Genomic DNA, 13,976 nt, shown 5'->3' with positions numbered 1-13,976 from the left:
GAAAAGAGGCAAATCCGATAAGGATTTGCCTCTTTTCAATTCATTGTTAATATCGCAACTCTTAAGTCATCAAGTGAGTTTTTTTCTTTTTGCACATAATTTAATAATCGAAGTCCCTTTTCAATCTGATTTAAGATTTCATTGTTGATTTCTTCGGCACTTAGGACTCTTTTTGCTTGATTGATTATAATGTGAGAGTACAAATTATACTCAACCAAATTGAGAAAATTAGGTATTTCCCACCTATTTCCACCGATTTGATTATTAATCTCAATATTACGGTGAGATGAGAGGCCTTTAGATAATGCAAGCCTCATTATAAATGGCCTATCAACAGAAAGGGCATCGACAAAATAATCGAGTAGTAGTTTTCCTTCATAGCTAAGCTGCTTCCCTTTAAAGCCTGCCATGTTTTAGGCCCCCCTTGGACAAGAAGTATCCTGGCTTAATCAAGGTGTATTTTCTATTTTGATCATAGTCTAAGGTGAATTGTTTATAAGTACTGCCTTCGATCTGTTTAATATAATCTTCAGTTATTTCTGTATCAGTTGATAATATGATAACTTGTTCACTTAATTCTTTGTAGTAGTGATCAATTAGATAAGAACGATGATAACTATCTAGTCTTCCTAACGGTGTATCTATAATCATAGGCAACGCATAACGGGATGACTTAGTGAGAGCCCATATCAATGCGGATGATATAATTTGCATTTCTCCTGCAGAACGATCATGAATACTGATTTCTTGATTTCGATCATTGTACAAACGGATCGTATAAGTACTTATATCAAATTCAATCCTACCGAATTCATCTTGTTTACGGAATAATTGGTTAAGCATAAATTCAAATTGCTCATGTATAAAACCAGCCTTTAACTTTGTTGATTTTACAATATAGTCGTTAAGAAATTGATTAATTAATGAGATGGCTTCAAACTGTTCCTGATACTGATTGTTGTGATCTTCTTTTTTTTCGGATTGAGCTAGTTTTTTACTTAGACGTATTTTTTCCTCATTTAATGAACTCATTTTTCGTGTAGCTGATTTTAATCTTAATTCTACTTCGCCAAGCATTTTAGTGAAATTATCGATTTTTTCGTTTTCTTCTTTGATATCAACGGATTCAGGAGCATTTCTAATTTCTGACTCATAGTGTTGAATCATATTTTTTTCTTTCTCCATTTGATTGTAGATACTTATTAGATTTTGAGAAGTTTTAAGTGGTAAATTCATTAATTTATTGTATTGATCTTTATTTAAGTCATGAAGAAGCTCAACTTCCTCTAACTCAGAGTTAATTTTATTTAGTTGAAACCAGATTTTTTCGCCTGACTCCATGAGGTTCTCTTTTTGAGTCGATGTAAGCGGAGGGTCAACGTCAACTTCAAATAAGTTAGATATGAAATTTTGATACGGGACTAATGAAGCTTCTTTAATTATCTTTTGTTGTAGATATTTTTCTTCATTTTCTAGCTCCTTTTGTAATAGAAGGTATTGATCTCTTAAGAGAATATCAAATGCAGAATGCCTAAACTCTTCAGTGAAAATTTTGTCCAAACTATGGAGTCTTGTTTCACTGGCTGCAAGCTTCTTGACAAAGGCTTCTCTTGAAGAAGAATTGATTTTAATTTTGTGTTCGCGTTCTTTTTTTAATACCTGAATTTGTTCCGTTAGTTTTGTTTTTTTTGTTTCCTCTTTAGCTTTTTTGGCATAATATTCATCTAATAATTTTACCGTTTCAGAATGTGCCGATTTAACTTTTTCTTGACTTGTTTCTGGAATAGACAAAGTTTTAGAAACTTTAGTGTTTAAAAAAGAAAGAGCATCATTTAAATCTCTTGTTAATATTTTGTAAGCTTCAAGACCGCTTAATTTTTGTATAGCTTCCTTCATCTCAGTACTATTCTGTCTTAAAATGATATCCTTAATTTCTTCTCCATCAAATATGAAAAATGGGGCAACATGATATGGAATAGTACGATCAATAAAGCGATTATACGTTTCGATATTATTTATGATTTGTGTACGGCCGATTCGTGCTCCAGGCTTACGGATTGTAATTTCTCTTGTCTCATTGATTTGAATCTTATTATGATCGAATATCCATTTGGTTTTAAGTTCCCATTCTTCCTGGTTGTTAACCTCAACAGATAAAGTAATATAGCACTCTCTACCACCTTCATTAAAAAAAGTATTATTGATTACGTTTGAAAAAATACGCTTATATTCATCAGTGGATATTCCACGTTTTCCAAACAAGCTGTAATGTATGGCCTTTAGAATTGATGTCTTACCCGAGCCATTAAGCCCACCAATTAATATAATGTTTTTATTATCTTTACGACTCATATGAGGAATATCAAGATCCAACTCTTGATGGCCATAAAACGTCTTGTAGTTATTTAGAACTAGCTTTTTAATAATCATAATTCTAGTCCTTCCTCTTAGTGTGATAACTAACCAAATCAATATATTCGGTACGTTTTTCAGTCGATGATTTATTTTCATGCATGTTCTTTTCCGCAGTTCTGACTAAAAGATTAATGAAATCTGGATTAAGATGATAGTGATCACAGAGATCGTTTAAAAGTTTCTTTTCTCGTTGTCGTATTGATAGTGTTTCCATAAAATCACCTTTCAATCTATATAGTAATTAATAACTAGTTGTAATAGATATTATGACCTAAATAATTATAGCATATATATTGAAAAATTAGGGTAAGAAGGGGAACTTTATAATAGAATAAGAAAGAAAAACTTGGCAGATATAAATCTACCAAGTCTTTATGTTTCCTATTTAATGTTTCTAAAAATCTCTAAATCTGCTTTGTTGATTTGTGGATTTAAAGTGATTCGAACGGATTGTCTGACTTCCTCAAGAGAAATTCCTGATGCAGTAAGGACATGGCTTGGTTTGCTTGAACTACAAGCTGAGCCCGAAGAAAGCGCAACATAAGGAGATAATTTTTTGATCAGTAGTTCACTATTTACTCCTACAAACTGCAAACTAATAAGGCCGGGGATCTTATTTTTGGTGTCACTATTAAATTTCAGCTTATCACCTAAATTTTCGTGAAGTAGTCCAATTAAGTATTTTTCTAATTCTTCTAGTTTGGTGATATTCTCATTTATATGTTTATGCGCAACTTCAGCTGCTTTTCCCAATCCAACAATATTATGAACGGCAAGCGTTCCACTTCGGTAATTATTTTCTTGACCACCACCGTGTAATAGAGGAGTTAACTTGGTGTAAATCTCTTTGGATTGTTTGCGAATTACAGCAACTCCAATTCCTTTGGGTCCTCCTATTTTATGGCCGGACATAGATAAGAAGCGAATCCCTGGTATGTCTTTTAGGTTGAACGGAACTTTACCAATGATTTGTGTGGCATCTGTATGGAAAAATAGATTATTCTCCTCAAATTCTTGAGCAAGTTCTGAAATAGGATTTAAAGAGCCGATTTCATTATTACCCCAAATAATGGATGTGAGAAGTGGTTGGCGATGCAGTTCTTCAGTAAGTTCGTTCACGTTGACTCTTGCAAAGGAATCAACCTTAAGATAATTTACATTTGTTCCACGTTCCTCTAAATAACGGAAAGATTCTAAAACAGAAGGATGCTCTGCTTGAGAAGTGATCATATAATTTGAGTTCTTAGATATTTTTCCATAATAATCATGTACTCCTTTGATAATCATGTTATTACTCTCCGTTGCACCGCTAGTAAATATAATTTCATCATCCTCACATCCAAGTAACAAAGCTACTTGTTCGCGTGCACTTTTAACGGCTTTTTTAGCATTCTCAGCTAATAAGTAAAATTTGCTTGAAGGGTTCCCATACTCTTCTTTGAGATAGGGAAGCATGGTTTCAAGAACTTCTGGATGTAATTTTGTTGTAGCACTGTTATCTAAATAGATCATGTGTTATCCCGACCTCTTGTATTAGATTAGCAAAGCACGAATGAATTTTTCGGAATTTCCTGTGCCTTTGTATTCTGAGGCTAAGTCACGTATGCCTCTTTCTAGATGCGCATTAAAGTATCCTGGAAAGTATTCTTCATCAGTCAATTCTTTACATGCAGCTTGTGTGATCATTGCTCGAAAAATATAATCAAATTCACCAGTAACGGTATTTCTGTTGAGAACTAATCCATCGCTAAAATCTTTGCTGACGGGGAGGATATCTCCTTTTTTTATAGAAAGAGCTACAGCATAACGAATCAAAATATTCGGTGTTATTCCGGTAGAAGCTTGCAGCTGTAGTAAGGTTTCTTTTGCATATTTAGAAGTTTTGAGAGTGAAATTCATCTTGGGCTTGTCTCCTTAATCACATTGAAATATCTGCCCCGAACGATTTCAGCTGTTTCCTGAAATGAGTTATATTCTAATGTATAGCATAATGAAGTTATGTCATTGATCATATTGAAATGTTCAGTTGCAATTTCTGAATCTGTTGTAAACATCAATACTTGATCACCGCATTTTGGAATGAAATGTCTAATTAGAGACTTTTTATGGTCTTGATCGAGTCGGCCAAACAATGTGTCAAAAACAAATGGCAGTTTCCACTCTGATACTTTGAACATAGCCCAGATTACTGTCAACATTAACATTTCTTTTTCGCCAGCTGATAATCGTTCTTTGGTAACTTCCTGTTTTTGTTTATTATATAGTGTAATCTGAAAATTTGACGAGTCTATATGAATACGATCTATATAATCTTTTTTTCGGAACAAAATATTGATCATTTTTGTTGCTTCTTTAGCGACATCGTTAAGTTTTTTTTGCCATTGACGTTCTCTAAATCGTTTACTTACAATTAATAATTTTTCTGTCATTTCGTAAGAATTATCGAATTTATAATATTCGCGTATTTTATCATTGAGTTTAGTCAATCCGATTTCTTTAAGTTTGATTTGTTCATCTATTTCATTCATTTCTTCGTCTAGTTTTTCAGAGATCATTTTAACTTGTTCTAATCTCCTATTACTTTCTTCAATCCGCTCAAGAAGTTCTTTAAATTCACTTGAATTATCATTTAGAGCAATAGCTTTACGTAGTTTCTGAGATTTCTCTAATAACGCAGTATTCTCATCAAATAATTCAACATAATGTTGTGCGTTAATGGATTGAATTTTTTTATGCATAGTGTAGACTTCATTTTGTTGTTCAAATGAAGATCTATGGAATACTTCAGTAATAGACGGTTTGAAAAGGTTTAACAAGTCTTTGTGGAAACGTTCAACTTGTTGATCTGAGAAATTTAAATCTGACGATCGTGAGAGGCTGCTTAGTAACTGTGATAGGTGATTCTTTTTTAAATTTGTGCTTATATACTCGAAAGAATCATAGTCTTTCTCTCTGGCAATCTGATTCGAAACCTTTTCCAACGTTTCACGAGCGATAAAAAAAGGAAGATATGATAAAGTGAATGCTTTAATTTGATCAGAATTTTCTTTTCTGCGTTGCTCAATATTATTAATTTGTTGAATTAACTGTTGTCTGTTCTCCTGAATAAGTCCACCATGAATTTCAAAATCCTTTTTATCTTGTCTTATCAAATCTTTGATTTCATTAGCTTCATCCTGATAATTAAGTAGATCAATTTGAAGATTCTGTAATCGATTTTTAAGATCATGAAGTTCTATTTCAATTAAACTTTTGAGTTCAAAATCTTTTGAGGTGTTTGAATTTTTCTTAGCATGTTGTTGTCTGTAGTTTTGCAGGTCTTTTTCTAAATTGATAAATAAGTCCAGATTAAAGAGGATTTTTCCTGCATCTTGTAAATAATCAGGAATTTTCTCTTCAGATACGATTCTGGATATCTCCTCACCATCGAATAGACAAAGTTCAAATAATCTTGGCGGCATTTCTTCTCTGAGTTTATTTTGAAAATCAGAAATCTGCTGGGCATTAAGATGAACGTTATTTTTTTTAACAGATAAATATTCTTTAATTTTATTATCTTTAATATTCCAACTGCGGATTATAGAGTAGATGATAGGTTCAAACTCTTCTGTTGATAAATATTCAAGAACAATTTGATACTTATCCTGATTGTTTTCATGAAGAGCCTTCCGATTTAGCAGGGAACGGATCTTCTTATAATAAGCTTCATTCTCAGTAATATAACCGAAGGCCATGGAGCCAAATAAAGCAATTCGAATGGATTCCAAAATGGTAGTTTTACCGGCACCATTTTTCCCGCCGATCAATATCACATTTTGGTTAGTAGCTGTCTTAAAGTTAAAATTGTTAAGATCCCCGTGATACGCACCTATATTACGTAAGATCAGTTTATTGATCTGCATGAAGTATCTAATCCACCTTTATAAATGTAAAAAATCTTGGTTTAAGGTCTTATCAAAAGCTTGAATAAGTCCTCTTCGGACTTTTACTCCGGAAAAATCCTTCTCTACTGATATCAGCTTTTTAAGCAGATTTAAGTTTACGCCTTCTTCCTGACATAATGTCTCTAAATCAGTAAGCTGATCGTCTTTGAATACTGGGCGGTCATCTTTATGCCAATCATAAGTTTCTCCGGTTTCCTCTTTAACAATTCGTGGTAGGCGATCTTCCCATTGAAGATCGTTATGCCAGTATTTACGGATTTCCTTAAGTTCCTCAAAAGTAATGAGCTCAATAGTTGGATCATAAAGTTCGCGAACTTTATTCTGGGTTCTGAGTAGTTCTCTGAGAATCTCTTCTCGAGCATTTAAGGTGAAAGGGCCGACCCCGAAACGCTTAAACTTTCCATCTTCGTCTTCAACAAATACCTCAAGTTCTTCAATTGTTGCCAAATTAATATTGTTATCTTCTATAAATTGCTTGATCTCAGATTTTTTGATACTCTTATATTTTCTCGCTTTAATATCCTCTTCATTAATTCCACCGAGATTCGTTGTCAGATAAACCTCACCATTCATTCTATGTTTTTGACGTTTAGAACGATCTTCACGAATATTCACGAGGTAATTTCTGAACTCATAGAGTGGAGTAAGCCACTCTACACCGCTATTTATAAATCCGCTCAGTGCTTTATCCTCAGTTACAACCGTGCAAGTCCAGCATCCAAATCTACTGTTTCCACATGAACCAGCACTTTCCTTAACTTCTTTATCTACGACAAGTGGGCACTCACTGCTTGAATCTTGGTACAATTGTAGCAGCTCGTTATTATCGTCGCCCCAAGGTGAAGGATATTGGAGTAGAAACTCCCATATGTCGTCTACATTAAATGATCTGATCGGTGCAAATACAAAGGCATTCCGAAGGGTGGAGTGCCTCATTAAATTTTTACCTTCTATGGTATGTGACTGCATGACTGCCGCACGAGTAGAACTCTCGGAATCCCGGACTCCAAGAAGCATAACGACTTCTCCAAATTGATCTACTTTTTCAAGAATAAATTTATTAGCAGGTTCAATTTTCAGACGATCAGTGCACCATCTGAATTTTTGACGTGGAGTAGGGTAACCTTTCCCAATAATTGAAGACCAGAATGTTTGCTCAGCCTTTGGCCTTACTTTTTGGGTTTCAATAGGAAGTTTCATTTCAAGTGCTTTGGTCTGAATTCTTCCCAAGGTGCGGGTGATTTTATCAATGATAAGAGGAGTTTCAACTTGAGTATCTGAAGAAATTACATATACTTTTTTGTTTAATTGGCTAGGCAAAAGTTCGCTTAGTGCCTGAAACACTATTTGAACCAGAGCGGTGGAATCTTTACCTCCGCTAAAACCAATTACCCAGGGACGGTCATCAGCCAGGTATACTTTCTTTACTAATTCTCTAGATTCATTAAATTTACTGCTAGTGTTAAAAATATTAAGTTCCAAAAGTATAAACCTCCTTAAATTTATCTTCAGTTTTTTGTTCTTGTTCTGTAAAAGAGAGTCCAATTTTGTTTTTAATTAGGTTGGCTGTGAGTTGAACGGTTTGATTGTTCTTATTAATACGACCTGTATGGCTGTAGGCTCGGCCTTGCCAGTCATTTTTATTGTTCCTATGCCAGTCAATATGTTTTAATTTTTTTATATAATTCTGCCATTCATCCGGATGATAGAAATAAAGATAGTGGCCAATGATGCCAATAGCTTCTAAGAAAACTCCGTGAGCAACTATAGAGTTTGCCCGTAAATCTCTAGTAGATGCTTGCTTCTTTAGTACCTGTTGCCATTCATTAATGGTAGAACTTAAAAGAATCCAAAATTCAGTTACAAATTCCTTTTCTGCTTCAGAGATTAATTCGCCTTTCCGTTTGCCTAAAAGTCTGCAGTTCGTATTGAATATATGGTTTAATGCAAATAATTTAGGAGAATTTTTTGAGAGATTTACCTTTTCTCTGTCGGTGTATCGATCCAGCAAGGGAATCTTTGAAATCACTTCTTTTGTTACAAGAGACAATTGGTCTCGGTGATCATATAGTATACCGATTGAAGAGGTAGTATTTACTGCATGGCGATTCAGGTCTGAGAACATTTGTTGAGAGCGCATAAGTCCAAAATCATGAAAAAAAACTATAGATATGTTCTCTTCGCCTAGTTCCGGAGCAATTTTCAAAGCTTCTTCTATTGCCGCTCTTCTGTGCTGTCCATCATTTATAAGAAATTTAGAATCAAGAGAAATCGAAAGATACCCTATATCTTGAAGCCCATTAGAGTGTTCCTGAAAGATTAATTCTCCATCTACAGACGCAGTTAACGAAGAAAATATGTAGTCTTTTGGATTTTCAAGAATATAATTGGTTATATCGGGGATTCTTGATTTATTCATTAGACGTTGAGCTCGGTACTCAGCCGGAATCTCTTCTTCATCAAACACGAATATCTTCGGGATCAGCTTTAGTGGACACATCACCGTATAGAAATCTCTCCCTGCTTGAGTTCCACGGATAGCTGGAAAACTATAACTAAAATTCATGACAGAGTATTCTCCTTTATTACGTACGTAATATTGATGGATGTAGTTTGATTCTACTTTAATACGAACGGATGTTCAATACTTATATTATAAAATTGACGAAATATGAGAGAGCGCGCTTAGATTTGCTCTATCTTGCTGAGGTTGTCGGGGCTAAGTATAATTCATCAAGATCCTCGTCTCCACTGAAAGTTAAGCTAACATTATTCAGAACCTAGTGGACGAGCTCATTGGTGGTTTCTGTTGAAACAGGGAGACGCAGATTGTGTGTTTGCTTCAAGATTTATAAACTTGGAATGAGGTAGCATCGCGTGGGATTTGCTCCGAAGTATTTTGAGGCGTCTATGATGATACCGATTATTCGTCCATCCGCTGGATGGGATCGCACTATGATGACGAACAGCTAACGGCTGCCCAGTTAAGAGGGAGTCTTGCGGACAAGATTTACGATTCCTGGATGGCGCATAAGCAGACGAGAACGATTGGCTTTTGTTCGTCGATCCGGCAGGCGGATTTTTTGGCGGGGTATTTTCAGGAGAAGGGCAACCCCGCCGTCAGTCTGCATTCCGGAACGGTAGGCATGACCAGAGCAGAAGCAATCCAGCGTCTTGCCGATGGGGAGCTTGACATTATTTTTACAGTGGATTTGTTCAATGAAGGCGTGGATATTCCAAGTGTGGATACGCTGCTGTTCGTACGTCCAACAGAATCGTTAACGGTGTTCACCCAGCAGGTGGGCCGGGGCCTCAGGTTATATGAGCAGAAGACACACCGCACCATCATCGACCTGATCGGCAACTACCGGAATGCGGATGTGAAGCTGCGGCTGTTCGCGAATGACGAGGAGTTGAAAGGAACGGCTAAGGACAAGGTGATTCCTTCGGTGCCGGCCGGATGCGAGATCCAGCTGGAGACTGGGGTCATCAACCTGCTGGATGAATTAAGCCGCAAAAAGCTGCCTCACCGGGAACGTCTGCACCGATCTTTTCTGGATCTCCAAGCGGAGCTTGGGCGGATCCCGACCTATCTGGAGCTTCACCTCTACGGACGCGCCAACAGCTGGGAGTATCGGAATGAATTCGGTTCCTACGTTGGCTTTCTTCTATGGGCGGAGTGCCTGAGTGAGCAGGAAGAAGAAGTTTATTGGCGGCATGAGAACTGGCTGCGTGACGTAGAGAAGACGGCCATGAACAAAAGCTACAAAATGATCGTTCTTCTGTACATGCTGGAGCGTGGACCGAAACAATGGGCAGAACCTGTGACTTCTCTGGAGGTCGCGCCATTCTTCCATAAGTATCTGACCGAGAAGGAGTACCGCAAACGGATTGATTTCTCAGATAACGATGCGAAAAAGCTGTGGGATTATGATGAGGTAAGGGTAGGCAAGCTGATTGAGAGGATGCCCATGACCAAGTGGAGCTCAGCCAGAGGAAGCATGACTCGCTTTGAGGATGGCGTGTTTAGCCTAGATATTGAACCTACTGCGGAAGATCTAGAAGTGCTGCACCGCTGGACGCAGGAGGTATGCCTGTATAGGCTGCATGTTCATTTTGAGCGTAAGGAACAGGGAGTGGTGCAGTAGGGGCTTTGATGATGAGTGGAAAGCCGATCGGATGTCAGGTGCTGTTCTGATGTTCGAGCGGTTTTTGTGCTTATCTCTGTATCATTTGATGCTTTGGTAATAAATTGTGCAGCATCCATGCTAACCCAGTGACATACGGACTATAGAATTAGATGAAATCTCCTAGGCTAATGAGATAGTGTCTTATTCAGGATCTTGAATGAAGGACTCTAGAACCTTTTCCATATATTTGAATCTGGATACAATGAAGGTTAGTAAACCATGGAGAGGTAACCAAATGTTCAAAATAATTGTGCCGCCGGAAGTGCTGATCCAGTTGTCCCAGCAGTTTCACCTAGCTTCCCTGCAATTGGAGTGGACTGTGAACCAACTGAATCATCAAATGGACACGATGCTGTTATGGGAAGGAACGACACGGCAGCGGTTTTATGCGGAATATGATCGAGCTCGACTGGATCTGAAACGGGTTATTGAACTTATGGAGTCTGTCAGCGTAGAATTACAAGGAATCGCAATTAAATTTAGGCTTCTAGATGAGGAAACCTTGTCATATATCCCATCTAGTAATAAGCCCGAGCCGAAAAACTGGCAGGATCACGCAGAAGATCTGTGGGAAGGTGTGAAGACGGGCGGCAAGAATATCGCAGATTCCATCGTAAGCACAGGAGAAGCCTTGATCGAGGACCCGATTGGAACGGCAGAAGATATGCTGTACAATGCCACTATTGGCACGGCAGAAGAAATTATAGATACTACCGTTTGGGGAGCCAAGATGGCTTTCGACGTGGGAGACACCCGGGAGAAGTTTGATGAGAGTGTGAATGCTGCAGGAGGAAGAGACCAATTTATTGGGCAGCAGGGAGTTGCAATTGCGAGTAATTTCCTTCTTCGCAGGCTCGGTCTCAAGGATCACGATGATTCAGGCGGTGGTGGTGGCGGCTCTAAGAAGGCTGAGGGTACGGATAACACTGTAGGAAACTTTGCAGGTAACATTATTGCTGAAAACATTCCTAACATGTCAAAACAAGAAATCTTAGATAGCTTGCCGAAGGATTGGAAGTATACTGATAACAATGGTTTCGTTCACATTAGAGATGCTAATGGAAACGTTCGAATGAAAATTGACCCACCTGATAAGGTTACAAAGTATGACCATGTTCATTTGTTTGATGAAAGTGGTAATCCGATTGATGTAAACTTGAATGTTGTTGACAGAAAAAGCTCTGAAGCTCATATCCCATACAAAAAGTGAGGTAATTAGCGTGAAGGCTGAAAAAATTCTATCCCAGATTGAGTCCATGCACTACTGGGATGCTAGAGTGTTAAGGTTTGATTCAAGTTATTTTGGTGATGAAATAACCCTTGTGTTTGAGGACACAGAGTTCAACGTCAAGTTATCCTTTATTGGTTGTTCTAGTTTTTCCTTTGTTACAAATGTCGATGATCGGATAAAACCCTTAAGAGAGTTGACTAGACCACAGATCCCTTATTTTCTTCAAGATATTGAAGTAACTGATGTTCAAAGGGATGGTCATAGTTTGCTAAATTGCAAAATTTTAATTCCCCCTCTTAACTCAGAGATACTTTGCACCTCAATTTCAATTAAAAAGATATAGTGAGTTAACCTAGTTAGGACTCGTGTTTTTCAAGGCGAAGTGACATTCAATGGCAGTATTCGTATTAATGCTGAAGGATTATGAAAACGAACAAAAAGTAGTGTATAGTTATGGACCAAATGAAGAAACGGTCGGTAAGATTGAATATGATAAAAAGAACGGTGTCATTAATCAAATCTCTGCAATTGTTTCTGACAGTTATACCGATGATTTCTTTTTTAAAAGAGCTGGAAGAAGATGTTTAGGCGGCTTTTTTATTACTTTGGAAAAATCAGTATACAAGAGTGCGCCCTACCGGTCGATACAAAACAAAAACACCCAACCCACAGAACGGAGCCTTCACATGTTAAAAAAGTTACTGTCACTGTTCAAATCAAGTACCCCGGATAAGAAAAAGCCGGCTCAATCCAACAAGGCCAATGCACCATCCAGAAGTAAGCCCAAACCTAAGCCTAAAGTTGAGCCTACAAGAATCGGACAACTGGGCGAGCATAAGATTAATATCCAGCTGGATCAGCTGCCTAAAGGATGCAACTTTCTGAGTGATCTTATGGTGGCCAATTCGAAATCACGCACGGGTTATTCGCAGATTGATCATGTGGTGATTACCCCGCAGGGCCTGTTTGTGATTGAGACGAAGAATTACAACGGCGAGATCAAGGGTAGCAGGCAGGGCAAGTCCTGGACGGTGAGCGGCAGATTTAAAATGTACAATCCGTTCATGCAGAATTACGGTCATATCCAGGCGATAAAGCAAAATACCGGGAGGCCCGTTACATCTCTCTGGTGTCTTTTACCATGCGCTGCCGATTTAGCGTAGACCCAGAATTAAGGAAGATCCAATCTGACGATCTCATTGTGTACGATGTCGAGCTGTCGGAATATATCCAGCGCAAAATGAACCGGATTCAAGCCGAAAAGCTGAACCCCGAATTAACAGAAAGCGATATACAGAGCATCTATGAAACCCTGAGCGAAGCGATAATCACCGATTCTAGGCTTCGAGCAGAGCATGTGGACAAGGCGGGAAGTGTCAGTAGAGATCATTCTTATCATGTTAAGAGTTGATCTTGACTGGGAAGGCCGGTATATTTCCCGTTCAAAGCTACTCTTTGAAAAAACAGTTAATTATTACTAGCCTTATAGTCAGTTGTATAGTATTCTTTCATTGTTTTTTTATACGATTATAATTCACTTTCAGGAGGAAACATCCAGATGCTACTAACACGCAAGAAACGTTTTACCGCACTTCTCATGGCTGCAATAATACTGATAGCTCCTTTATGGGGAACAGCTGGCGCATCCGCAATGCTCAGCCGGCGCTGACAGTTACGGATGTGACTTATATCCCGGATATTTATGTCTCGTTTGGTACAAGGAAGGAGGGGCTCGGACTGCCCAGAACGATAGAGATTACCTTGGAGGACCATTCGGTTACAGACGCTCCAGTCGCTTGGAATGGGGGTACTCCGATATATGATCCTGCAGCCGCAGGAGTTTATCTATTTGAGGGGACGCTTGATTTGCCAGCAGGCATCCATAATCCGAACCAGGTTACAGCAGAAGCGAAAGTGATCTTGAAGGAGCGGGTGCCTGACGATGTCATCACAGGTCTGGTGCTTGATCAATCCAGCTACCGGCTGCAGACCGGCCAAACCCATTCAACTGTAACCAAGGCGGTGTACAGCAGCGGAAGGCAGGAAGCGTTGGGAGAGGGGTCTTGTAGCAGGCGTGTTGATTATCCAGTAACAGGAAATAAAAATTGAAAAGAGGTCTTGCCTTTAGTAGAATCGGTAGTCACGACACCACGATTCGAAAAGGAGACCTCTCATGAAGAAGATTACCCCATTTAC

12 protein-coding genes and 1 pseudogene are annotated in these 13,976 nt (G+C 38.1%); 6 read left to right on the top strand and 7 right to left on the bottom strand.

What is annotated here, in order from left to right; all coding sequences use genetic code 11:
* Positions 1-35 precede the first annotated feature (35 nt).
* From ACH6EH_RS19410 to dndB, 7 genes are all read right to left on the bottom strand, one after another.
* Positions 36-410, bottom strand: coding sequence for a hypothetical protein (locus tag ACH6EH_RS19410; RefSeq protein ID WP_397333487.1), 375 nt, complete (start codon positions 408-410; stop codon positions 36-38).
* Positions 397-2,430: a DNA sulfur modification protein DndD gene (dndD, locus tag ACH6EH_RS19405; RefSeq protein ID WP_397333486.1), complete on the bottom strand. Its 2,034-nt coding sequence runs from the start codon at positions 2,428-2,430 to the stop codon at positions 397-399. Before dndD (ACH6EH_RS19405) ends, ACH6EH_RS19410 begins: the two co-directional genes overlap by 14 nt.
* 366 nt (positions 2,431-2,796) lie before the next feature.
* Entirely contained in the window at positions 2,797-3,927 is a 1,131-nt protein-coding gene (locus ACH6EH_RS19400; RefSeq protein WP_397333485.1) for a cysteine desulfurase family protein, read from the bottom strand.
* Positions 3,928-3,948: 21 nt separating this feature from the next.
* Complete coding sequence (gene dndE / locus ACH6EH_RS19395) at positions 3,949-4,314, bottom strand: DNA sulfur modification protein DndE (RefSeq protein ID WP_397333484.1); 366 nt, start codon at positions 4,312-4,314, stop codon at positions 3,949-3,951.
* Positions 4,311-6,317, bottom strand: coding sequence for a DNA sulfur modification protein DndD (gene dndD / locus ACH6EH_RS19390; RefSeq protein ID WP_397333483.1), 2,007 nt, complete (start codon positions 6,315-6,317; stop codon positions 4,311-4,313). Before dndD (ACH6EH_RS19390) ends, dndE begins: the two co-directional genes overlap by 4 nt.
* Before the next feature lie 18 nt (positions 6,318-6,335).
* On the bottom strand, positions 6,336-7,841 hold the full coding sequence (gene dndC / locus ACH6EH_RS19385) for a DNA phosphorothioation system sulfurtransferase DndC (RefSeq protein ID WP_397333482.1): 1,506 nt from the start codon (positions 7,839-7,841) through the stop codon (positions 6,336-6,338).
* The gene (gene dndB / locus ACH6EH_RS19380) at positions 7,831-8,925 is read right to left on the bottom strand and encodes a DNA sulfur modification protein DndB (RefSeq protein ID WP_397333481.1); all 1,095 of its coding nucleotides are present in this window, start codon (positions 8,923-8,925) and stop codon (positions 7,831-7,833) included. The genes dndC and dndB overlap by 11 nt, the downstream gene beginning before the upstream one ends.
* Positions 8,926-9,262: 337 nt before the next feature.
* On the opposite strand from dndB, the pseudogene ACH6EH_RS19375 reads away from it, so the two are divergent.
* From ACH6EH_RS19375 to ACH6EH_RS19350, 6 genes and pseudogenes are all read left to right on the top strand, one after another.
* A pseudogene (locus tag ACH6EH_RS19375) lies at positions 9,263-10,507 on the top strand (helicase-related protein); the annotation flags it as partial.
* A gap of 277 nt (positions 10,508-10,784) precedes the next feature.
* Positions 10,785-11,759: a WXG100 family type VII secretion target gene (locus ACH6EH_RS19370; protein ID WP_397333480.1), complete on the top strand. Its 975-nt coding sequence runs from the start codon at positions 10,785-10,787 to the stop codon at positions 11,757-11,759.
* A complete protein-coding gene (locus tag ACH6EH_RS19365) occupies positions 11,716-12,123 on the top strand; it encodes a hypothetical protein (protein WP_397333479.1) in 408 nt (135 codons plus the stop codon). The genes ACH6EH_RS19370 and ACH6EH_RS19365 overlap by 44 nt, the downstream gene beginning before the upstream one ends.
* Positions 12,124-12,172: 49 nt before the next feature.
* Positions 12,173-12,943 carry a nuclease-related domain-containing protein gene (locus ACH6EH_RS19360; protein WP_397333478.1) on the top strand — a complete coding sequence of 257 codons (771 nt, stop codon included), beginning with the start codon at positions 12,173-12,175 and terminating at the stop codon, positions 12,941-12,943.
* Positions 12,922-13,191: a hypothetical protein gene (locus tag ACH6EH_RS19355; RefSeq protein WP_397333477.1), complete on the top strand. Its 270-nt coding sequence runs from the start codon at positions 12,922-12,924 to the stop codon at positions 13,189-13,191. Before ACH6EH_RS19360 ends, ACH6EH_RS19355 begins: the two co-directional genes overlap by 22 nt.
* Before the next feature lie 215 nt (positions 13,192-13,406).
* Positions 13,407-13,889: an Ig-like domain-containing protein gene (locus tag ACH6EH_RS19350; protein ID WP_397333476.1), complete on the top strand. Its 483-nt coding sequence runs from the start codon at positions 13,407-13,409 to the stop codon at positions 13,887-13,889.
* Positions 13,890-13,976: the final 87 nt, after the last annotated feature.

Source organism: Paenibacillus sp. JSM ZJ436 (assembly GCF_044383795.1).
Taxonomy (GTDB): Bacteria; Bacillota; Bacilli; order Paenibacillales; family Paenibacillaceae; genus Paenibacillus_AQ; species Paenibacillus_AQ algicola.
Note: the sequence above shows the minus strand (reverse complement) of the source record. Positions and strands in the feature narration are given on the sequence as shown.